Source organism: Hymenobacter sp. BT188, assembly GCF_014333585.1.
In the GTDB taxonomy this organism is placed as follows: Bacteria; Bacteroidota; Bacteroidia; order Cytophagales; family Hymenobacteraceae; genus Hymenobacter.
This window is the reverse complement of record NZ_JACSCW010000003.1, coordinates 1-23314: the sequence shown is the minus strand read 5'-3', so window position 1 is coordinate 23314 and position 23314 is coordinate 1. Positions and strand designations below refer to the sequence as shown.

19 protein-coding genes are annotated in these 23314 nt (G+C 52.8%); 5 read left to right on the top strand and 14 right to left on the bottom strand.

Going from position 1 to position 23314, the window contains the following annotated elements; all coding sequences use genetic code 11:
- Window positions 1-154: 154 nt before the first annotated feature.
- From H8B13_RS08240 to H8B13_RS08175, 14 genes are all read right to left on the bottom strand, one after another.
- Complete coding sequence (locus H8B13_RS08240; protein WP_187310344.1) at window positions 155-1354, bottom strand: BamA/TamA family outer membrane protein; 1200 nt, start codon at window positions 1352-1354, stop codon at window positions 155-157.
- A 111-nt stretch (window positions 1355-1465) separates the two neighbouring features.
- Window positions 1466-2383: a geranylgeranylglycerol-phosphate geranylgeranyltransferase gene (locus H8B13_RS08235; RefSeq protein ID WP_187310343.1), complete on the bottom strand. Its 918-nt coding sequence runs from the start codon at window positions 2381-2383 to the stop codon at window positions 1466-1468.
- A gap of 136 nt (window positions 2384-2519) precedes the next feature.
- Entirely contained in the window at window positions 2520-2714 is a 195-nt protein-coding gene (locus H8B13_RS08230) for a cold-shock protein (RefSeq protein WP_133274106.1), read from the bottom strand.
- Between the two features lie 137 nt (window positions 2715-2851).
- Entirely contained in the window at window positions 2852-3355 is a 504-nt protein-coding gene (locus H8B13_RS08225; protein WP_187310342.1) for a KdsC family phosphatase, read from the bottom strand.
- 88 nt (window positions 3356-3443) lie between these two features.
- Entirely contained in the window at window positions 3444-3680 is a 237-nt protein-coding gene (gene iscX / locus H8B13_RS08220; protein ID WP_133274108.1) for a Fe-S cluster assembly protein IscX, read from the bottom strand.
- A 132-nt stretch (window positions 3681-3812) separates the two neighbouring features.
- On the bottom strand, window positions 3813-4145 hold the full coding sequence (locus tag H8B13_RS08215; RefSeq protein ID WP_166075151.1) for a 2Fe-2S iron-sulfur cluster-binding protein: 333 nt from the start codon (window positions 4143-4145) through the stop codon (window positions 3813-3815).
- Between the two features lie 63 nt (window positions 4146-4208).
- On the bottom strand, window positions 4209-5045 hold the full coding sequence (locus tag H8B13_RS08210) for a Rossmann-like and DUF2520 domain-containing protein (protein ID WP_187310341.1): 837 nt from the start codon (window positions 5043-5045) through the stop codon (window positions 4209-4211).
- Between the two features lie 190 nt (window positions 5046-5235).
- Window positions 5236-7842, bottom strand: coding sequence for a cytochrome c biogenesis protein CcsA (gene ccsA, locus H8B13_RS08205; protein ID WP_187310340.1), 2607 nt, complete (start codon window positions 7840-7842; stop codon window positions 5236-5238).
- 247 nt (window positions 7843-8089) lie between these two features.
- On the bottom strand, window positions 8090-8518 hold the full coding sequence (locus H8B13_RS08200) for a cytochrome c maturation protein CcmE (protein WP_187310339.1): 429 nt from the start codon (window positions 8516-8518) through the stop codon (window positions 8090-8092).
- Window positions 8519-8603: 85 nt separating this feature from the next.
- Entirely contained in the window at window positions 8604-8831 is a 228-nt protein-coding gene (locus H8B13_RS08195; protein WP_222841378.1) for a CcmD family protein, read from the bottom strand.
- Window positions 8812-9483 carry a cytochrome c biogenesis protein gene (locus tag H8B13_RS08190; protein WP_187310948.1) on the bottom strand — a complete coding sequence of 224 codons (672 nt, stop codon included), beginning with the start codon at window positions 9481-9483 and terminating at the stop codon, window positions 8812-8814. Before H8B13_RS08190 ends, H8B13_RS08195 begins: the two co-directional genes overlap by 20 nt.
- 152 nt (window positions 9484-9635) lie before the next feature.
- Complete coding sequence (locus H8B13_RS08185; RefSeq protein ID WP_133274757.1) at window positions 9636-10277, bottom strand: heme exporter protein CcmB; 642 nt, start codon at window positions 10275-10277, stop codon at window positions 9636-9638.
- A 223-nt stretch (window positions 10278-10500) separates the two neighbouring features.
- Window positions 10501-13794 (bottom strand): PD40 domain-containing protein, encoded by a 3294-nt coding sequence (locus H8B13_RS08180; RefSeq protein WP_187310338.1) that lies wholly within the window; start codon window positions 13792-13794, stop codon window positions 10501-10503.
- Window positions 13795-13817: 23 nt separating this feature from the next.
- The gene (locus tag H8B13_RS08175; protein WP_187310337.1) at window positions 13818-14912 is read right to left on the bottom strand and encodes an NAD(P)/FAD-dependent oxidoreductase; all 1095 of its coding nucleotides are present in this window, start codon (window positions 14910-14912) and stop codon (window positions 13818-13820) included.
- A gap of 136 nt (window positions 14913-15048) precedes the next feature.
- On the opposite strand from H8B13_RS08175, the gene H8B13_RS08170 reads away from it, so the two are divergent.
- The 5 genes from H8B13_RS08170 (at window position 15049) to H8B13_RS08150 (ending at window position 23023) form a co-directional block, all read left to right on the top strand.
- Window positions 15049-15684, top strand: coding sequence for an MBL fold metallo-hydrolase (locus H8B13_RS08170; protein ID WP_187310336.1), 636 nt, complete (start codon window positions 15049-15051; stop codon window positions 15682-15684).
- An 18-nt stretch (window positions 15685-15702) separates the two neighbouring features.
- Window positions 15703-16392: a CDP-diacylglycerol--serine O-phosphatidyltransferase gene (gene pssA, locus H8B13_RS08165; protein WP_187310335.1), complete on the top strand. Its 690-nt coding sequence runs from the start codon at window positions 15703-15705 to the stop codon at window positions 16390-16392.
- Between the two features lie 117 nt (window positions 16393-16509).
- Window positions 16510-20469 carry a type IX secretion system sortase PorU gene (gene porU / locus H8B13_RS08160; RefSeq protein WP_187310334.1) on the top strand — a complete coding sequence of 1320 codons (3960 nt, stop codon included), beginning with the start codon at window positions 16510-16512 and terminating at the stop codon, window positions 20467-20469.
- Between the two features lie 46 nt (window positions 20470-20515).
- A complete protein-coding gene (gene porV / locus H8B13_RS08155) occupies window positions 20516-21733 on the top strand; it encodes a type IX secretion system outer membrane channel protein PorV (RefSeq protein WP_187310333.1) in 1218 nt (405 codons plus the stop codon).
- A gap of 9 nt (window positions 21734-21742) precedes the next feature.
- A complete protein-coding gene (locus H8B13_RS08150) occupies window positions 21743-23023 on the top strand; it encodes a M16 family metallopeptidase (RefSeq protein WP_187310332.1) in 1281 nt (426 codons plus the stop codon).
- The last annotated feature ends 291 nt before the right edge of the window (window positions 23024-23314 follow it).

The following is a 23314-nucleotide window of genomic DNA, read 5'->3' as shown; positions in this document are numbered from 1 at the left end:
CGCGTTGGATTAATAATCTGGATTTCGCGCCGAAACTTACTCTATGCCGAGCTTCATTGGGTGGTAGCACTTTGCTTTTAATTAAATCTATAAGGCACATAAAAGCCCCCAGCCAAATAACGACTGGGGGCTTTTTTTCAACAAAAGAGAGACCTTAGAACGCTTCGCCCACTGCGAAGTAAATGCTCGGTGCCGTATCAGTGCCGCCCGCATAATCGAGGCGGACGTTGAGGCGGTCGCGACGATTGAAGCGGAAGCGCAGGCCGCCGCCGCCAGCGAACTTGGTGCCATCGAAGGTGTAATCAGAAAGCTTATACCCAACCTGCCCGGCGCTCAGGAAAGCGGCAGCGTCGATGCGCCAGAACAGTTTTTGACGAATCTCCGCTTGGAAAGTCATCATCTGCCGGTCGCGGAAGCGGGTCTCGTACAGACCACGCATCAGGTTGGCGTTGTTGTAGATAGCACCGCCCAAATTGGCCCCCAGACCGCCCATTTCCCGAAACGGCACGTCGCCGGTATGGAGTTGGGTGAGGTATTGTAGGGCCAGAATCGTATTGTTGGAGCCAAACAAAGGCTGAAAGTGGCGAGCATCCAGCTGGTAGCGTGTAAACTTAAAATCGCTACCCAAGGCGCCACCATTTACCAGCACGTGGGCATCTATAAAGTTGCCGCTATAGGTGGCCAGCACGTTGTCGCGACCATCATAAAGCAAGGATGGGCCTATGCCGGAGCTAACGGTGTTTTCCCGCTCGCGTGGGTCGATGCGCGGGTCACGCAGAAAGTAATTGGCTCCACCATCTTCGGCGCCATCAGAAGCTGATATATCGGTTAGGCTGGTGAGGCGGTAGCGCAGGCCCACGAACAGATTGGGGGCGATGCGCGGCATTACTTTTTCGTCGAACACAATCAGCTTAAACTCCAGATCCGACTCGGCGTCCTCGCTGTTGTCGTTGCCAATACCGTAGTAAAACAGCTTCTGATCGTAGCGGCTCAACTCACCTGATAAGAACAGCTTTTCGCCGGGCGTAAAGATGGTGTGGGTAAGCTGAATAGTACTTTGCTTTTCCTGGCTAAACCAAGCAATCAGGCGGGCATTAGACTTGCGAACCGTGGTATCGGTGCCAAAGCGCCACACTGGCAAAATGGCTGCGCCGGCTGCAAAGCCGGTTTCCTGCTGATAAAACGCTATCGGCACCGGAATAAAGCTGGGCTTGTCGCTGGCTAGTTTGCGCGGCTGACTAAGGCCGGGCGCTGGAGCAGTAGTAGTGGTTGAATCGGTTGTGGGAGTTACTTGCGCGAAGGCGCTGGGGGCTGCCAACACACTCAGAGTCAGCAGTGAATAGAGGAAGCGCATAAAATGGCTTGGTAGAAAGTATGGATAAACCGAACTCCAGCACAAACCCACCAAAAAGGTAGTAAATGTCATTCAGTTTTCATCGCTAACGGTTTAGCTAGCCAAACGGTTTTAGATGCCACCTGCCACCCATAGCATAGAAAGCACACCCGCGAGCATAATCCACTTACACCAAGCACTTAGCGCAGTAAAATGCAACCTACGATCAGCGCGCAACAGGCGCCACGCCAGCCCCAGCAATGGCACAAACACAGTGAGCACCAACCATGAACCGAGCCATTGGGCTTGCCCTAAAAACAAGGCCTGTGCGCTGGCCGCGCCAATCAGCACCAGTAAGTTGAGCAGAAAGAACCCGGCTACCCACTTGGTGCGCGCTACCCCCCACACAATGGGAAGCGTCAGGCATTTGTGCGCAGCATCACCGCGCATATCCTCCACGTCCTTAATGATTTCGCGCACCACTGTGAGTAAGAAAGCTGCCAACGCGTACACCCACACTGCCGATTGGCCAGTGCGTAGTTGCAGTTCTGGTAGCAGCACCAAAGCGCCTGTAAGCGTGGCAATGCTCACATTGCCAACCAGTGGCAACCGCTTAAACCGAGCTGAATAGCCCCACAGCAGCAGCGCCGAACCCAGATGCACCAGCCCCAATAGCGGAGACAGTGCCCCGGCCACCAACACGCCGATTCCTGTTAGCACCAGGTGGGCCATCATCGCATGACGGCGGTTGATGACGCGCCCGACCACTAAGCGCCCCGGCCGGTTGATGCTGTCGATCTTGACGTCGTAGTAATCGTTGATGATATAGCCAGCGGCCGCTACGCACAAAGAGGCCAGAATGAGTAGGCCAAACGAGGACGTAAGGAGCGGCAGCGGCGACTGGAGCAGGCAGGCCCGCACCAGCAGCAGACACAGCCCCATGAGTAGCAGGTTGGGCAAGCGCACGAGCCGCATGACCGGACGCCACCCACGCGGCTCAGTAGCCCCTGGTGCGGTTGCAAATGCGGCGGACCCAGCGGAAGACTGCATAGCTATAAAAACAGAGAGGCATGGTAAAAATGCCCCCCACAAAGTAAACCGGCAAATATCTTCCCCAAGCACCCAAAAAGAAAGCCTCTTCATAAACGAAGAGGCTTTCTGGAAAGTAAAATTCAAGTAGGAAAACCTACACGCGCTTTACGTTTACCGCATTTACTCCTTTGCGGCCTTCCTGCGTTTCAAACTCAACGCGGTCGTTCTGTTGGATTTGGCCCCCGTTAAGACCGGTAATGTGTACGAAGAAGTCCTCCTTCGTATTGTCATCTGTAATGAAGCCGTAGCCCTTCGACTCATTAAAGAATTTTACGGTTCCTGTTTTCATGCAAAAAATAAAAAATGGGTTGAATGGATGATGGGGTAAATATAAATGGATTTTAGAAAAACACAACTCGTCCCCATCAACAGTCCAAACTAAATAACTGCCCGCTTACTCAGCCGTAACGCCTGCATTACCAGACACTACCAAGTTTGCTGAGCCCGCATCACCGCTTCGATCAGCTCGCGGACGGCGCCGTGGCCACCGGGCAGTTCCGACACGTAGTTACTGATCTCGCGCACATCGGTGGCGGCGTCGGCGGGGCAGGCTGCAATGGCGCACCGGCGCATCACTTCCACGTCGGGGCGGTCGTCGCCCATGTAGGCAATGTGGGCCGGGTCGAGGCGGTGCAGATTGATGTAGGTGTTAAAGATCTTCATCTTGTCATCCACACCCAGATAGATGTCGCGCACGTCCAACGACTCCAACCGCTTGCGGACGCCTTCTTCCTCGCGGCCCGAAATAACCACGATCCGATAGCCTTTTGTCAAGGCATAGCGAATAGCGTAGCCATCGCGGATGTGGAAAGCCCGCGCCTGCTCGCCTGAGTTCAGAGCCAGCATGGTACCGTCGGTAAGCACGCCGTCTACGTCAAGAATAAAAGCTTGAATAGCAAGCAAATTAGAAGGAATAATGGTTGTATCCATCGTATAATAAGAATGGTTGGATAGGTAGATGGCATCCGTAAAACGACCAGCCATTTACTTATCCAACCACGTAACCTGGTAGAAATCTTTATTGATTATCACGCCATTCGTACACCCATTTGGCCTGAATCTGTTCCAGGTGACCTTCGTTGGCTTGTTCACGGGTGCCCTCGAAGTTAGGCAATGTGAGCACCCATTCCAGCAGTTCGGTGAAGCGGATGCGATAAATTTTTGCCTCCGTAAAATCATCGCCAAACTTTTCGTAGAGTGCAATGGCGATATCCTCGTGGTCGCTCCACTTAATGGGGGGCTCGAAATGATTCATATCTGGGTGTTGGAAAATTCAGAGGGTTGATGGCGAGGGTTTACGAGTTGAGAAGAGAAAAAGCTAGCTGCGCTTGACATATTGCAGCTTTCCACTTGCTGGCTCTTTCATTCCCGAACTTCAAACGGAGCCTTAGTGACCTAAGAAATCTTGGGGTGGAATAAGGATAACCAGATCATTGCCCTCAGCCTGCACAACGCATTGGCAGGCCAGACGAGAGTTGATGCGTGGATTTACGGCGCGGTCGATGAAATCCTCCTCTTTATCAGAAATTTCGGGTAGCTCATCTTCGCCCTGGAGTACGTACACGTGGCAGGTACTGCAACCACACACACCGCCGCAGTTGTGCTGAAGCTGAATGTCGTTGTTGAGGGCCACGTCCAGCACCGACTCGCCTTGGGCTGCTACGTGAGTCTGCGCGGGCTGGCCATCCTGAAACTGGAAGGTGATGTTAATGGTATTCACAAAGTAGGGTTCTGGGGGGCAATTGCGGGCACGAAGGTACGCACCACCGCTCCCTAATCAAAGCTACAACCCTGTCTCGTTGTTTGGCACCACGGGGGGCAATTGTTGCTGGATACTGTCGCTCAACGACTTATATAAAGACATCCAGGCCGGATGAGCGGTTAGCTCCGCCTGATGGCGAGCCAGCGTAGGCCCGTCACGGCGGGCGGCGGGCCCAGTTTGTACACTAAAGGGCGGGGCAGCTATGGCTTTTTCTACGGTTTCGCGCAGTAAGGGCGCCAGTAGCTCGAAGGGCAGATTCGCCTCTGATAGTAGGGCATGGCTGATGCCCAACAGGTGATTGGTAAAATTGCTGGCAAATACGGCCGCTACGTGCAGGCGCTGGCGCTGAAGCGTAGCCACCGGCTGCACCAAATTGCTCAGACTATGTCCCAAGGCCATCAACACTGCTTGCCCGGTTTCATCAGCAGCTTCAATGCAGAGCGGCACGGTAGCCCAGTCTATCATGCGGCCGGGACTGAAAGTTTGCAGCGGATAAAAAACACCGCCTCGCACTTTAGGGTAAGCCTCAAATAAACTCAGTGGCAAAGCACCAGCTGTGTGAGCTACTAAGGCACCAACCGGAAAACGAGCGGCTGCCAACACTTCTTCTATAGCTGCATCAGGCACCGAGATTATGTATATATCAGCGGGCGGTTGGGAGGCGAAACTGAGGCTGGGACTGACCACTGCACTTGGTAGTTCGGCCGCTAAACTTTGGGCGCTGGCTGTGGTCCGGCTCCAAACCGAGACAACCTGATGACCGGCTTTCAGCAGGGCGGGACCTAGCTGAGAGGCTACGCGGCCCGAGCCAAGTAAGGCGATACGCTGGGGGGCAAATGTGGATTGGAGTAATCTCATCGAGCGCAAGGAAGTGCTTAATCCTCTGATTTTATCGTGCCGCCGGTAAAACGCCCTCTTAACAGGATAGTTAAACTTGATGGACGGCCAATTAGGCGTCAAGAGGATAATTAATCAGAAATAACAAATTAGCATCACAAAAAAGCCCCCAGATAGATTCTGGGGGGCTTTTTTGTGGGCAAGCTATGTTTTAAGCCACTGATTCCGCGCGACGTGGTGCCGGAGCCTTTCTAATGGTGCTTGTGTCTGCGGGAGCAGGTTGAACAGCATTTTCGCGCAACTCGCGGCGGCGCTTTGCGAAGGCCATTCCAAACCCAATCGTCATGAGCAGTGTGCCGCTCCAGAGCAGATTGATGAAGGGTTTTTCCACGGCTTTCAAGATGATATAATCCTTAGCTGTGGTGCTTACGCCGAAGGTAAATTTGCCCTTCTCAGGATCTACGTTTATGAAAGACAGACGCAAGCCCAAGTCTTCTACCTCATCGGGAACACGGCCGATAAGCCGGTCGCGCACCACGAACATGGGGTGTACATGGTACTTTTTCTTCTCGCCATGTACAATGAAATCGCCTTGAATAGCTAAATCGCCGGGCTTTAGGCCCAAGCCAGCCGTTTGATGAGCCGGTTCAATGGCGCGCAGCACCGCGAAGTAATCATTCAGGAAAATGGTGTCGCCTACGGTAATCTCGTGCTCCTTCACTTCCGTCCAGTCCTTCTCCTTGCTCGGGTCGGGCACGGTGCTGATGTGAGAATAAATATCGTGGTCGACGAACTGCTTGAGAGCTGGTGAAGCCAGCAAGCCCATCTCCTCGTTCACCTGTGCCCGCGGGAAAAGCGTGAAGGCTTCCTGCGTCTCGCGGTTTTTGTACTCAACACGGTAGTAGGTGTTCTCGGGCCGGATTTCGAGCGTATCGCCCACCTTATAATAAGTCTTGTCCTTAATTTTAATATCGCCCCGAGCAATTACCTTATACTCATCATCGGTGCGATAGATAAGCTCTTTATTGACGTACTCGGGCATGCCGGGCACTTCAAAATACTGGCCGGTGTAGCTCACATCGTACTTGCCCATAGGCGCTATCTCGTTGCGCCAGAGCAATACGTTGTCGCGGTTTATTTCCTCCGGAAACTCGCGGGAATACACAAGACCCGATACGTTTGCGGAAATAATATTGGAGTAGCCAGCCGAAGCCAAAATACCCAACAGCATCAGCGCCACACCAATATGAGCCACACCGCCCCCTGATATGCTTACGCGCCGCATGATCAGGCTGAGCACCATGCCCAGATTGGCCAGCACCCCAAACAGCGCCGCCGTGAGCAGCAGAATGTATGTCGGCTCCATTTGCAGCTTGTTGTATCGCACCAGCAGAATAACCAGCGCCGAACCCAACAAGGTCAGGATGCCAGGCACAGCCAGAGAGTTCATCAAGCTTTGCTTGTCGTTCTTCTGCCACCACATCACCTGCGCCAAGCCGGAGAGCAGGGCCACACCTACGCCTACATAAAGCTGGATTTTGGTGTAGTGCGCAATCTGGTCGGCAGGCAGCGCCAGATTGGATTTGACACCTAGGAAGCCTAGGAAAGCATTATAAACCGGAATACTGGTAGTTACCAGCACCTGGAAAGCCCCCAAGCACAGCACCGTAGCGCCCACAAATACCCACAGTTCAGCATTGTAAGTAGTCAGCTCTTTTTCGGAAATAGGAATCGTCTTCCAGCGCCACACCAGCATGCTAATGGCGACTACAAAGAAGAAGCCCATGTAAATCAGTAGCTGACCAGACAGGCCCAAATCGGTGAACGAGTGCACCGAGGCATTGCCCAACACGCCACTACGGGTCAGGAAGGTAGCATATAGGATGAGCAGGAACGAAGCAATAACGAGCACGAAGGAAGTGCGCAAACCCAAGCGGCTGCGCTTCCATAAGATCATGCCGTGGATGGAAGCCACCAGCACCAGCCAAGGAATATACACGGCATTTTCAACCGGGTCCCAGTTCCAATAGCCGCCAAAGTTTAGGGTTTCGTAGGCCCAATAAGCACCCATCATTACCCCCACGCCCAGCACTAGCGCGCCAAGCAACGTCCAGGGCAGAGCAGGCTTTACCCATTTGCTCAGCTCACCTTTCCAAAGGCCAGCAATGGCAAAAGCAAACGGCACGAGGGTAAGCGCAAACCCAAGGAAGAGAGTTGGGGGGTGAATCACCATCCAGTAGTTCTGGAGCAGGGGGTTCAGGCCGGTACCGTCTTTGGGAACGAAGTTGGGGTCCGTTTTCCAGACGGGCAGATCAGTCAGAAAATCGCGCAGCAGAATAAATGGCGACGAACCGATCTTCAGCTCTCCTATTACAACGCCCAGAATCATCGAGGTCAGGAAAAGCTGCACGCCGGCAAACACAGTCATTACAGGCGCTTCCCACTTCTTATTGTAGCGAATTATGGCTAAGCCCAACACTACGTGCCAGAATATCCAAAGCAAGAAGCTACCCTCCTGCCCTTCCCAGAAGCAGGAAATCATGTAGTACACCGGCAAATGGTTGCTGGAGTGGCTCCACACGTAGTAATACTCGTATCGGTGACCATAAATCAGGCTAAACAAGCAGCCGATAATGGACAGCACTGCCACGCCGTGCACTAAAAAAGCCCCCCGGCCCAAGCGCCGCCAAGCCACGTCGTCGTCGCCTAAGGGGCGGCGGTTGGTAGCCATGTAATAGGCATACGCCGCAACAATGGCGGCCACAAACGCTATAATGACACTTAAGTGTCCGAGGTCGCCAATGAAAGTATTAAGCATGTTTATCGGGTATAATGTAGGGGCAACTGACAGGAATTGGCTTGTCAGGGCCCAATCTTTAGTTTGCCTTGCGGCGTGAGTAGATGAGCTTTAGCCCCTTCTACTCACGCCACCGCTTATAAACCAGAGCCGAGCAAAAAGGATAAAAAGAACGGCACCCCCACAGCCTAAAGCAATTGTTTGCCTCAATGCTGCATGCAGAAAATTGCCGTCTACTCTTCATTTCTGCTCGTTGAGATACTACTTATTAGTTAACGGCAGCCGTTGCGCCTTTCACTTCGGTCTCCACGTACTTGGAGGGGCACTTTAACAGAATCTTGTCGGCCACGAAGATGTCGTTGCGCATGGCGCCGGTAATTACTACCTGCTCTGACTTGTCAAAATCCTGAGGCTTCGGATTGAAGTAGATAACCCGCTGCGCAATCCGATTAGTATCAACTAGCGTGAAAGCGAAGTAGTTAGGATCGAGCGTGGGGTTATACTCCAGGCCCGTAATGTTCTTCTGATTGTCGCGGGGCAGGCGACCTACCACGTGTACTTTGGTCATGTTGCCCTCGGCGGCACGCTCGCGGGCTTCCTTAAAGGATACATAGACGCTGGCATCGCCGGCCGCGCTCATAATAATACCAATGGCGATGGCAATAACGGCGATGGCGAGAACGTGAGTTTTTTTCATGTTGCGAAGAGTGCGGGTCGGTTATTCGGAACAACTAAAGTGGACTGAAAAATCCTTGGGGGGCAATTTTAGGTGAGTATTTCGGCTAGCGAATCTCTTTCTCCAACCGGCTCACTTTGCGGTCGAGGGAAATGAGGTAGCCGATCAGGCCAATGACTACAATCAAAATCACGGCTACGACCACGTAGATCTTACCGCTTTGGCGCAAAGCATCCGCCATTTCAGGAGTGTCGGCAGTTTGCGCAACGGCTTGCCCTATGGAGGCCAGCAGCGTCAGCAGGAGCAAAAAGGCGTTACGCCAGCTGTTTTTCATAAATCTTCTGTTTGAGAAATTCGAGGCGGCTGCTCACTTGGGTAATCCAAAAGCCAATGAGCGTCCAGCCAATGACGGCGGGATAGAATACCATGCGCATGTTGCTATCCAGGTCATAATTGCTAAAGCCGGGGTTGCCGCCCGCACCAGGATGCAGCGAATCGGTGAGGCGCGGCAACACGAAAAGCAGCGGAATGGCCGCCGCGAATGCAAAGATATTGTACACGGCGCTGATGCGCGCCCGCTGCTGCTCATCGGTAAAAGAAGAGCGTAGTACAATATAAGCTCCGTAGATAAGCATCGCAATAGCGGCCCCATTAAGGCGTGGGTCGGAGGTCCACCAGGCGCCCCAGGTATAGCGCGCCCACATGCTGCCCGTTGCTAGCCCCAGCAATCCCATCACTATACCAGTCTTGGCTGACTCGTGCGCCAGGGTGTCCAGGCGAGCCGTTGGCGTGCGCAGGTACCGGATAGAATAAACGACGGACGTGGTTAGAATGATGGTCATGCCGAACCACATCGGCACGTGGAAATAGAGGTTGCGAATGCTTTCGTTCACGATATCCAACCGCGGCACCGGCACCAATAACCCTGCTACTACCGTGTACAATACCAACACGATAGCGAGCACTTTCCACCAGTTTCTTTTTATAGACATGAGAAGCAAAACGGTGAATGGAAAAACAAGCCCGAGGACTTGTCAACTAATCCTTCTGCAAAACAACAAGCTGACACCGTGATTTGTGACGACTTGCGGGAGGCTTTTTCTTGACTCTTATCACTCATTTTCAGGTGCTTTGAAAATTAGCCGCGCCACAAAAAAGGAAACAGCAAATAAGACACAGCCGTCACAATCAGATTGAGAGCCAACAACGTCAGCAGAGAGCCGCTGCTCGCTTCAAACTCCAGCCCATCAAGGGCATTTTTGGAAACTTTGATGAGCAGCAACAGCATCGGAATCATGATAGGGAAGCCGAGCACGGCCATAAGTGTGCTGCTATTGGTGGCTTTGGACGCAATACCCGACACCAGTGTAAGCGTGGTGGCAAAGCCTACCGCGCCCAAACCAACGTTGCCAACAAAAAGCGGCACATCCTGCACCGGATTACCCAGCACTACGGCATACAGCGCAAACCCAACCAGCGCCAAGCCCAGCAACAGCACCGCGTTGTAGGCAATTTTGGCCAGAATTACGGCCTGCGGCCGCACCAGCGTATAGTAGTAAAGCAAACGCCCCCGACTCTCCTGCAAAAAGCCTTTAGCAGCCGCATTTACGGCAGTAAAAAGCAGGATGATCCAAAACAGCGCGTTCCAGGCTGGCGCTGGTAATTGCCCCCCACGTAGCGCAAAGCTGAGATAACACACAAATACGGTGCTGCCTACGTACAGCAACATCCCATTCAGCGCTGCCCGCTGCCGCCATTCCAGACGAAAATCCTTCTGCATTAAATACCAAATCTCACGAAGGAGCAACACGGCCACGGGACTAGTGAATGGGACCACAAAGATAGTCGCTGGCCGTTGGTTTTTACTGCTTCGGGCCTGATGTTTAAGGTGTAGGCTTTAAGGGCAGCTGAACTATACCAGCCATAAAAAAGCCCCCCGGATATTTCCCGGGGGGCTTTTCACAATGGATTTCGGACCCAAAAAGAGGTTTTAGATCTAAACTTTAGAAGTCGTAGCCGAGCGTAAAGTATAGTTTAGGGCTCAGTTGTTCGAAGTCTTCCTGACCCCAGGCAATATCTCCTTTTCCGTAGAAGCCCAGCAAGGTTGTCCGAATTCCGAAGCCGTAGCCCACGAGCAAGGGGTTGCGAAAGTTCACAACGGTAGCCGAGAAAGAGTTGCCATTTCCTCCTATTATGTTGGTATTAAAGGAGTTGTTTTCGTTGAATGGGTTCGGGCCGGAATAAGCCGAGCCAGCATCAGCAAAAGCGGTCAGCTGCAGGTTGCGGAAGAAGCCTGACTCAACGGGTTTGCGCGTGAGGTACTGGATAATAGGCACCCGCAGCTCCGAGTTGAACAACACATATTTCGGACCGATGCGCTTGCTGTAGTCGAACCCACGCAGGTTGGTCACAAACTCCTGGTAGAACATCTGCGTGGGGTCGTAGGTGGAGGGCAGAATGCGCTGGTCGTCCTGGTAGTCATTGTTGAGCCAATTGTCCATGCCACCGAGGCGGAACTGCTGCCGGGTATCGCCGAAGAACTGGCCATAGCTGGCGCGGTTAGCCCAGATGATCTGCCGGTGAATCTTCTGATAGTGACGTAGGTCCACATAGATCTTACCGAAGTTCTGCGACTTGTCATTCAGGCTGTTCAGCTTCATCACCCCCACTTTCATGCGCGTACCCTGCAGCATATTGACCCCAGTAGCAATGGAGTTATCATATACCAGCTCGCCGGTTAGGCCCAGATAGTTGCGGCTTATATCCAGCGAGTCGTCGAACACGTTGATCAGCGTCCGGTTCACGTTCACAAAGCGTGGCCCACCGCGTAAGCTCAGGTTGTGCGTAAGCGGGTAAGCTATGGTAGGAGCCACCTCGTGACGCCCATAGCGGGTACGGCCCAAGCCGGTCAGGTCGAAGAAGTAAGCCTGTTTCTGGTAACGTATGCTCCAGTCGTAGCGGCGGCGCAAGTCGGTGTACTCCGCGTATATACTGCTGGTTTTTAAATCAGTAAGACCAAAAATACCTGCCTGTATGCGTTGGTTTTCAAACAGATCGGTCATGTTGGCCTGCCCGATCAAGCCAAATCCCAACAACGGATCGACGTACAGCGACGACACGACGTTATCGATGCTGAACTGTGGAGTATAACGATATGGACCAGTCAAAGCGAAGGCATCGGCCGGTGGAGCGGTAGGTAGGTTAGCCGCCGTAGCCGAGCGTCGCCGCGCATTAGTTCGCGTGGGCGCATCCTCATCAAACTCATAGTTGCTGGTATTGATGGGCTCCTCTGTTTGCTTCTGAGCCACCTGAGGCCGCGTCGCCGTCGAATCAGTAGTAATTTGCCCCCCAGGCTGCCCTACAATAGTAGAAGTGGAGTCAGCAACCGGCGCAGGCACGGGCTCTTGAACCGGAGCTGGCGCGGCGGGTGCTGGCGGCGGCGGCGCCGACCTCTCTTCCAGAATTTCCTGACGTGCAGTTTTAGCCAGCGTCATATTCTCTGGCAGAGCATACGTGGGATACACATACACCATATCGCGGGCACGGTCGGCGGCTATAAAGCCCAGCGTGCCGGTACCAGTATTGAAATCAAAGTCTTTAATGTTGGTTGAGAAGTTACTGGCGGCCGTCCGCCGACGAGTAGTGAGCGAGTAGCGGTACAAGCTGCGGATGCCGCTTTCTTCGCCCAAGTACAGAATCTCGGTGTCGGACACGGCCCGGGGCCGGCCTTCATTGGAAATAGTGCTCACCAACGACTCCACCGGCTGCTCGCGCCCATCGAGGTGATAGAGAAACAAATCGTAGTTATTCACGACGCTGGCAAAGTTGCCTTCCGCCGTGCCGTCCGACCACCGGTTGGAGCTGAATACAATGCCCGCGCCGTTGGGCAGAAAAGTTGGCTGCACGTCGTCGAACAGATCGTTGGTGATGCGCTCGGGCGTGCGGCTGCCGGCCCGCAGCAGATACAGGTCATTTTGCCCCCCACGCGTACCACTAAATACCAACGACTTCCCATCGGGTGAATACGCCAGATCGAGCACCTGGGAGAACGGTTTGAAAATAGACGAGCCGCCTTTACTGAAAGGTAGGATTTCACGCAGATTGGTTACCACGCTATTCACCACACCAGCATCGGCGGGGCGCAAGCGAAGCGTCATATAGCCTTTATCCATCTCAGCTACAGCTACCTGCCCGTTGCCGCGCCAGGCCAGCACCGGCAGCCGGTTTTCTACCTGCTGGTCAGGCGTTTTGTAGCCGCTTCTGTGAATGGTGTTGCGGCCAGAGCCGTTGCGATTGACGGTCATCACGCGGTAGCGGCCACGGTCGAGGGACACGTATGCCAGCCGCTGCCCGTTAGGACTCAGCACCGGCTGCGAATACAATACCGCTTTGCGGTTATTGCTTACTATCTGGTTTTTCTCATCGGGCTGCACCAATGGCACTATCGGCTGCGCATTCAACTGACGGTAATAAGCCAGCCAATCGCGCAGGAATACTTTATAAGGCACATTCAGCGAACTGCTAATGCCTACTTCTACGTCGCGGGTAATGCGGGTGAGGTTGAGAATATTCTGGATGGTGGTGTAGCCATAGCGCTCCGCGATGTAATTCCAAACGCTCTGGCCCGCCAACTGCGGATTGCGCAGGAAGAAAGGAGCCGTTTTGGTGCCTTCATACTGCTGAGTCATGTCGCGCATGTAGTCATCCATCTCCACGCTCCAACCTTCAGCTGCATAAGAGGATGCGCCGGCAATAAACCACTCGGGCAACTGTAATAAGTAGGTGCTCTGAATAACTTCTTTCAGCGAGCCGCCATACATCATATCGTTAAGCAGCACGCGGGTAATTTGGGAGCTTACATCACGCTTAAACAACGTTTGCTGACCCTGAAAGGCTATTTGCACCTTATTCATGCGCAGCAGCGAGGTTTCGCCACCGGTTTGATACTTGTCGCTATACAAGCCAATATTGCTCTGCCGCAGGTCGCCCACGGAGTTGTAGAGCATGAGCGTAGTCTTGGAGTATGGATAGTAACCGATGAGGGAAGAAACGCGCTGCAGCTCTTTTTCGGCGTACTCGGCGGCCCGGCGGGCAGTGGTTTCGCCGCTGGCGTAGTAGTAAATGTTGAAGTTTTGGGTGCTGAACAACTGCCAGTCAAAGTCCTTGTACTGGATCCGCACGCGCCCAAACTGCTCTTGGGCCGTTTGGCCCTGGGCTTCACCAGCCGCCAGCAGTACTCCCAGCAGCGCCCCAACCACCCAAAGCCGACGCGTTATAGAAAAGGATAAGTGCTTCATATAGATAGCAAAAGGGCAGAAAATCAGGAGGAAACGCCGACCTCGGTAGGTACGGAAATATACAACGAATGATACCGCGAAATATTGACCTCAGGCCAAAGAGCTTCGGTGCCTTCCAGCACGTTGGCAAAATGGGTTGCCAGCCGCGGAGCCAGCATGACGCCCTTGGAACCGAAGCCATTAAATATACTCAAAACTGGCCAAGCCGGATGCATGCCCAGCACGGGTTTTCGGTCGCGTACGGCGGGCCGAAAACCGGCCCGCTGATCAACGACTGTAAACGGCTGATCGGACATTTCGCTAAAGCGCTGACCAAGCTCCGTAAGCGCCTCCGCAGTGGTGCCCAACGGCAGCGGCGGCCAACGGTAGGTAGCCCCTACACGAAACTGCCCGTCGCCGAGCGGTACCACGTAGCCACCTTTGTTCAGCACCTGCTCTGTCGATAAACCATTGCACTGCACGTCCAACACCTCCCCTTGGTTGGCCGTAATCGGCAGCCAGTTAAAGTACGGATTTTGCATGGCGGCGGCGCCTTCGCAACACACAAAATGGCGCGCTTGAATTGCGCCTTTATATATCACGCCAGCCGGGCCGATAACAAGGTCATTCCAGGCAAAAGTTTCGTGCCGCAGCCAGCCATTTTGCAGTCCATCGGCGGCTAGGGCAGCCAGCATTTCGCGCACGGCTACATAGCCACAGCGACGAATAAAAATGCCCCCCAGTCCTGTTTTCACGCCGGTTATGGGTGGTAAATCCGCGCATATTTCATCCACAAAAGCCCCCCAAGGCTGATCTGCGCTGCGGGCGAGAATGTAGTTCTGTTCCTTCACGGAGGAAAACAGCTTGAGAATAGGCGTCTCGAAGAAAAACTGCTGTTTAAATTCAGCTTCAATCTTCCGGTAAAACTCGGCTGCCGCTGGTAACAGCTCGTCGGCTAGCCAAGTCAGAACGAAACGCTGACCGGTTACGGGGTTCATCAGGCCAGCGGCTACGTTGGAGGCCGAATCGGCACGGGGTTCGTCGAGCACTACTACTGAGTGTCCGCGCTGCCGCAGTTCGTAAGCGAAGGTAGCGCCGGCCAGGCCGTGACCGAGAATAAGGTAGTCGTAAGAGGTCATTGGGGGCAAGGTAAGGCGAAAATGGCAGCGGTATAAAGCAAGTGTCTATTGCCGTGCGCGCGCAACTTCAAACTAGTCATCGTAACTTACCATCCCAATTATATTCGGCTCGTGCCGGTTCCCATTTAGTAGCTCTATGACCGTATCTGGTTTCACTTTCAACGCTTTTTCCGAAAACACTTATCTGCTGCATGATGCCACCAAGCAATGCGTCGTCATTGACCCTGGTTGCTATGAGAAGGCCGAGCAACAAGCGCTGAAAGCTTTTATTGAAGCCGAAGGCCTACAGGTTGTGTTGCTACTGAACACCCATTGTCACATCGACCATGTATTTGGCAACCAGTTTATTATTGACACCTATCAGGTTCCTTTTCTGATTCACGAAGCCGACCTGAGCGTACTACGCGCGGTGCCAACTTACGCGCCCAGCTACGGCTTTCCCCTCTATAACCCAGCCGAGCCTACTGGGTTTTTGACGCCCGGTGAGCCCGTCACTTTTGGTGAAACCACCTTAGAAGTACGCTTCGCGCCAGGTCATGCGCCGGGCCACGTTGTGTTCTACCACGAACCTACCGAAACCGTCATTGGTGGCGACGTACTATTCCAGGGCAGCATCGGCCGCACCGATTTGCCGGGGGGCAATTATGATACGCTTATTGAAAGCATTCGCACCCAACTACTTACACTCCCAGATTCGGTAACCGTGTATCCTGGGCATGGCCCCGCTACTACTATTGGGGCCGAACGGCGTTCCAATCCGTTTTTGCGCTAACGTCGTTTTTACGTCTTCATGAAGAATCATTTGCCCAACGCGATTACCTGTCTCAATTTATTTGCAGGCTGTCTGGCGATTTGCAGCGTTTTTGCCGGACGCCTGGAGTTGGCATCCTACCTAGTAGGTCTGGCTGCCCTTTTTGACTTCGCCGATGGCTTGGTAGCTCGCGCATTGCATGCCAGTTCGCCTATTGGCAAAGACCTCGATTCGCTGGCCGATATGGTTTCATTTGGCGTGGTGCCGGGCGCTATGCTGTATCATTTGCTGGGCCAGGGGGCAAATTCACTACCCGACTGGCTTCCCTACGCTGGTTTCATCCTGACTGTATTCTCGGCACTGCGCTTAGCGAAGTTCAACAATGACACCCGCCAGACTACCTCCTTTATCGGGTTGCCCACGCCGGCCTGCACGCTAGTTGTGGCTTCACTTCCTCTGATTCTAACGTACGACACCTACCATCTCACGTCAATTATTCTGAACCCGTGGGTGCTGCTTGGCTTGACCCTATTACTGTCAGGCTTGCTGGTGGCGGAGCTGCCGTTATTTGCTCTGAAGTTTAAGAACCTAAGCTGGCAGGACAATTCGGTGCGTTTCCTGTTTCTAATCGTATCGCTGATTCTGCTTTTGGTTTTGCAGGCAGCAGCCATTCCGCTTATCATTTTGCTGTACGTGCTGCTTTCCTTGTTCCGACCGTCTTTTGGGTGATTTTCTGGCGCGCAATTCCTTACCACAATATTTGTATCAGCTGGTAGTTATGTAGTTGGCCGGCGCGCTCCCGATTATTATCTCCCGCTTATCCGCTCTCTATCGCTTTACACGTTTATGCGCTTTTTTTGGCTTCTGCTGCTCATTGGGGGGTTGGCGGGATTTGCGAATACTGCGCAAGCCCAGGCCACCGAGCAAACAGTGCAAGCCTCCGTGGAGTGGCAGGGCTACGAAACTGTGTACACGCGCACCGGGCAAGCCAGCCGGACTCCCTCGTTCCGAGGCGCCACCTATATTCCTACCGACCGCGTCGGCACCTATACGTTGCGCCTTAATGGCAGGGTAGTTAGCGGCCAGCTTCGCAATGCCGTCTATGAGCCTTTTCCTGCCACCGACGCTGCACTTCTTGTGGGGGCAAATTTGCCCCCCGAGCCCGCGTTAAGCTTGCGCACCACTACAGAGTTGCGTGCACCCGTGAGTTTTCTTTCACTCCAGCCTGTACGACGCAATACGCAGAGCGGGCAGGCTGAGCGATTGGTATCCTTCGAATACACCTATGTAGCGGCACCCGCTACGGCCGCTCGGGGCGGTCGCCCTCATCCGAGCGCTTCGGTACTTCAGCAAGGCGACTGGTTTAAGATCGGCGTGCCTACCAGCGGAATATATAAGCTGGATAAAGCTGCTTTGACAGCTATGGGCCTCAATCCACAGACCCTTGATCCGCGCCGCCTTCAACTTTACGGCAATGCCACGGGTATGCTACCGCAGCCCAACAGCACTTATCGGCCCGATGACCTGATTGAAAATGCCGTGTTTGTGGCCAACGATAACAACGATGCCACCTTCAACGACAACGAATATGTGCTGTTCTACGCTCGTGGCCCGCATACGTGGGAACGAGAAGCGCCCACAGTCAACCGTTTTCGCCATTCCTACCATCTGTACACCGATACAGCCTACTACTTTTTAACAGTTGGCACCGCAGCGGGCAAGCGCATAGCCCCGGCGCCGGCCGTAACGGCATCTCCCTCAGCCACCATTACAACCTTTGCAGAGCGAAAATTTCATGAAATTGATCTGATCAACCTGCTAAAATCGGGGCGACAATGGCTGGGTGAGAAGTTTGAGTCAGGCACTCGTCTGGAAATTCCCTTTACCATTCCCGACCTCGTACCTGGCTCAGCGGTGCAGCTTACTTCTTTGGTCGCGGCAGCGTCAAGTAGTGCTTCTAATTTTCAAATAAGTGTTGGGGGGCAAAATGTGGTTTCCCAATCGGTAGCCGGCTACAGCTCAAATTTCTTCCCGGAGATAGCCAATACCAGCCTGCTCACAGCAGCAGTGCCAGCGCCGGGCACCGCTGATTTGCGTGTTTTGCTGACCTACAGTGCTAATAGTCCTTCCGCTGCCGGCTACCTCGATTATTTGGAGCTGAATGCGCAACGGCAGTTGCGCTTCGTAGCGCCTCAACTCGAGTTTCGTTCCTTCGATAATATTGGTTTGAATGCTGTCAGTCGATTCACCGTAGCGAATGCAACTGGCGTTACCGTGTGGGATGTCACCAATCCGCGTCGGCCGGTAGCTCGCCCGCTTGATGCTGGGGGCGCTTTTGTAGCCCCCACCGATTCCCTGCGCGAATTCATTGCCTTCTCAGGGTCCAGCTTTGAAGCCCCACGCAACTTTGGTCGGATAGCACCTCAAAATCTGCACGCTCTGAATCTTGATGGCCGACTTGACTTTGTCATCGTTACGCACCCGTTGTTTCGGGCCGAGGCTGAGCGCTTGGCTGATTATCGGCGAAACCCTGCCCGCTCCGTCGACAAGCTGAACGTAGCGGTGGTCACGACTGAGCAGATATATAACGAATTCAGCTCTGGCGGTCAGGATGTAACAGCCATCCGCGACTTCATGAAAATGATTTATGACCGCACCCCGGCTGGCAAACGCACCATGCTTCTGCTCTTCGGCGACGCTTCCTACGATTATAAATCAGACCCCACAAATGATCTGACCAAAGTTCCGGCTTGGTGGAAACAGCGGCGACTGTCCGAAAGCGGCTCGCCTGACATCGACAGAATCAATCAGAACTTCGTACCGGTATATGAGTCGCGCGAGTCATTCAACCGCGTATTCCCTCGTCCTGGCGCCCCGGCTCTCTCCTACTCTTCCGACGATTATTTCGGCCTTCTAGATGACGACGAAGGCCGCTGGGATGAAGGCGGTCGCCCTACTAGTGAAGGTCTCGATATTGGTATTGGTCGTTTGCCCGTGCGCACGCCCACCGACCAGCCCCGCTCTACTGCCCAGGCCAAGCTGGTTGTTGATAAGCTTATTACTTATGATTCGCCGGCCGCGTATGGCAAATGGCGCAACCGCGTCACGTTCGTTGCCGACGATGGCGACGCGAATGAGCACGTGTTGTCCTCTACGGAGCCGTTGGCGAATGACTTAATCACGCGCCGACCAGCATACAACGTGCACAAAGTGTACCTCGACATGTATCCGCAGGTAGCCGGTGCTGGGGGGCAAAATTCGCCCGGCGCCAGCCGCACCATCGATGAAGCTATTGAGCAAGGGTCGCTTATCGTCAATTATGCGGGCCACGGCGGGGTGCGCGGCTGGACCGATGAACAAATTTTCACGAAATCTGACGTTCTAAATTTAGAAAACGTGACGCGGCCGACCTTCATGCTCACGGCTACCTGTGACTTTAGCACTTACGATGACCCCGAATTCGATTCGGCTGGGGAAGTTGCGCTCACCAATGTAACGGGTGGCGCTATCGGCTTGCTGACGACTACCCGTGTGGTTATCTCCACGTTCAACCGCTTTTTGAATGAGCGTTTCTTTGCCGTTGTTTTTGCGCCTGTAAATGGTCGTATGCCTCGTTTGGGCGATGTGATGGCGCTTACCAAAAACAGTAGTCAAGCTGGCGATAACAATCGAAACTTCTCTCTTCTCGGTGATCCGTCTGCGCGCTTGGCTTACCCCGAGCAGTCGGCGGCTATTCGTCAGCTGAATGGAAAACCCATTGCTACAGCCAACGATACCCTCCGCGCACTCTCCCGCGTAGACCTGACCGGCGACGTAACAACAGCCGCTGGCACTATCGACGCTGGTTTTAGTGGCAAAGTGCAGGTCACAGTATTTGAGAAGCCTTCTACCATTACGCTGCTTGGCAATGAAATAAATGATGGCCGACCCACGATAGCTGTGCAGCGTGATATTATTTATGATGGCCAAGCCAGCGTGCGCAACGGGGAGTTCAAGCTCACTTTTGTCGTACCGAAGGATATTAACTACAGCTTCGGCCAAGGTAAAATCAGCCTTTATGCCGCCGACACCGTTCGGCGAGCCGATGCCAGCGGTGCCACGAACCTAGTTGTGGGGGGCGTTTTAGATAACGCGGCCGCTGACACAATCCCACCAGACATACGTCTGTTCATGGATACCGAGTCATTTGTGTTTGGCGGACTTACCAGTACCTCCACCACGCTTATAAGTCGTTTGCGCGACGATAACGGTATTAATACGGCGGGTTCAGGCATTGGCCACGAAATAACGGCTACCCTGGATAACGATGTAAGTAAACTCGTCGTTCTAAACGATTACTATACAGCCGAGGTTGATAGCTTTCAGGTCGGGCGGGTTCGTTATTTATTCAAAGACCTAACTCCCGGTCCTCATTTGCTGCGCGTTAAGGCTTGGGATACGTTTAATAATTCTGCTGAAAAAGAAATCGAATTTATTGCGGCCCGTACCGAAAAGTTAGCGCTCAATCATGTATTAAATTACCCTAACCCGTTTTCAAGCGCCACTACGTTTCACTTTGATCACAATCGCACCGGCGATGATCTGGACATTCAGGTACAGATCTTTACGGTGTCGGGCAAATTGGTTCGCACTTTGCGCACAACAGCTATCGGCAGTAGCTCGCACCTTAGCGATGTTATTTGGGACGGTCGGGATGAATTCAATGATCAATTAGCCCGCGGTGTGTACGTCTACCGAGTCAGCGTACGTTCTCCACGTGATGGCTCTACTGCTTCGAAATACGAAAAACTAGTTCTTCTGAATTAACTTACTGGCCTCACGTTTATCTTTCAGCCCATCTTTTCCCGATTATATGCTCTTGTCGAAGCTGCCACTGCGCTATGCGCTTCTCCCCGGTTTGCTGGGTTTGTCAATTGCGGCTACGGCCCAAATCACTAACTCGAAAGTCATTACTACCGCAGTTCCAGTTCTCACCCTCAGCCCCGACTCACGGGGTGCTGCTCTTGGCGAAGCTGGTGTAGCAACTTCACCCGACGCGAACTCAGCTTACTACAATGCGGGCAAGCTGGGCTTTGTACCCAATCAATATAGTGTATCGCCCTCGTACACGCCATGGTTGCGCTCCATCACCGATGATATGGGCTTGGCCTACTTATCGGGCTATGCTAAACTCAACCAGCGTGCGGCTATCTCGGCCTCACTTCTGTATTTCGACTTAGGAAGCATTGCTCTGCGCTCGGCAGCTAATCAGCCAGAAGGAGAATTTAACCCGAAGGAATATGCCTTTGCTTTATCCTACGGACAGAAGCTCAGTGAATACCTAGGGGTGGGCGTTACAGCGCGTTACATTCGCTCCAACCTTGTCGGCCCTACTAGCGGTGGCGACTCTAAGCCTGGCAATGCGCTCGCTGTTGATTTAGGCACCTATTATAACCGCGACCTTAGCATCGGTGGTGGTGCGTATAATTTGGCGCTGGGGGCCTCTATTGCTAACATTGGCAACAAGATGACCTATACCGATGCCAATCAGGCGGATTTCCTGCCTATGAGTATTAAGCTAGGTACTGCCTTCACCCGCGAGCTTGATCCTTACAATAAGCTTACGCTAACCATCGATGGCACTAAACTATTGGTGCCCAGCCCTTATTACGAGGATAATGTAGCCACTGATGCTGCCAGTCAGCAAGCGTACCTAGAGCGCCGTGATGCTGAAAACGAGGAGAGAAGACGCGCAGGTGTTGTTAGTGGCATCATTAATTCCTTTACCGATGCGCCAGGCGGCTTTTCAGAAGAAATTCAAGAAATTAACCTTTCCGCTGGTCTAGAGTACACGTACAAAGATTTGCTGATGGCTCGTGTAGGATACTTTTACGAAAACCCTGATAAAGGTGACCGTCGCTACTTAAGCTTAGGTCTAGGTGGTCGCTTCCAAGTTTTCGGAATTGATGGTGCTTACTTGGTGCCAAACTCCCGTGCGAATCCTTTAGCACAAACTATTCGAGTGTCATTACACTTTAACTTCAATAAGCTAGAGGAAGCTTTTGGCAACGACGCCTCCTCTGTCAACTAATCCGCTTCCATGCTCGACCGTCAAGTCGCACCTCCCGTTCAGCCGCTGGCCAGTGTTACACTGCCCGCGGCTGACGTGTTTTCACTCCCCAATGGCGCCCGTCTGCACGTACTGTGCAACGATGCCCAACCCGTCATTCGGTTGCAAATAGTGTTTCCGGCGGGAAAATGGTATGAACCATTACCCGGTGTATCACTCCTTGCTGCGCGTATGCTACTGGAAGGTACTAAAAGCCGCACAGCTCGTCAAATCGCCGACACTATAGCTTTCTATGGTGCTTCGCTTGAGTGTGAGCAGGGCTTTGATCGAGCTACGCTAACTCTGTATTGCCTCACTCGCCACCTTGAAGCGCTCTTACCACTTGTATTGGACGTAGCTACGGAGGCAACTTTTCCAACGACAGAATTTGAGTTACTAAAGTCACGCACTATTCAGAACGTACGAATCGAGCGGCAAAAAACCGGTTATTTAGCTGCGGAGCGTTTCTCTCACAATCTGTTTGGCAATGACTATCCTTATGGGGTAACGTTCGATGAAACTTCATTTGAGAAGCTCACTACCGAGAAAGTTAAAACGTTTTATCGTGAGGCTTATAGGGTTTGCTCCGCAGAAATATTCCTATGCGGCGACATTTCAGACCAGCATGAACGACTCGTTGCTCAAACCCTCGGCCAAGGTTCCACTAATCATCAAGAATCAGTAGAGCAGGCTGAACATAAACTCTTGGCGGTTGCTCAACACGATTATGTTACTGTATCGCATAGCTTACAGGCATCTCTACGAATCGGGCGGCTGTGGCCAAGCCCTACCCACCCTGACGCGCACCACTTACAAGTATTAGTCAAAGTGCTGGGGGGCTATTTTGGGTCCAGGTTAATGAAAAATATTAGAGAGGATAAAGGGTTTACGTATGGCATTTATTCAAGCGTAGCTCCACGTGAGCATGCAAGTATGTTTGTCATTGGTACTGATGTGAATGCGGCAAGTTCCGATGCAGCAATTGCAGAGGTATACAATGAATTACGCCGCTTACAGCAGGAGCCAGTTCCACTTGATGAATTACAAACAGTGAAAACGTATATGGCTGGAAAGTTTGCTAACGAGCTAAGCACAGTTTTCGAGCAATGTGATAAGTATAAGACAGTCGTATTACTTGGTTTGCCAAGCACCTACTATTCGGAGTTCTTAACACAAGTTAATTCAGTCAGCTCAGATGACTTATTGGAATTAGCTCACACATACCTATCTCCCGAACATATGATAGAAGTTGTGGCTGGACCAATTGGATAAAGATTTCCTCAATTCTTATATCTGCAAAACCAAAGCTTACAGTATATTAATAGATAACAAAAGCCCCTGAAGCTATTATTCAGGGGCTTTTATTATGCGCCACTAATTTGATCATTAAGTGATAAAGCATACGAGACCACACAACAAAAAAGGTTGAGGTACTGCATTACCAGGCTATTACACATGCCCATAGGTCAAAGTGGTCATAAACGCAAACAGCCCCCCGCATCCGGGGAGGGACGCTGGGGGGCTGCGGTTGTAGTAAGGTTGGCGGCGACCGACTCTCCCACC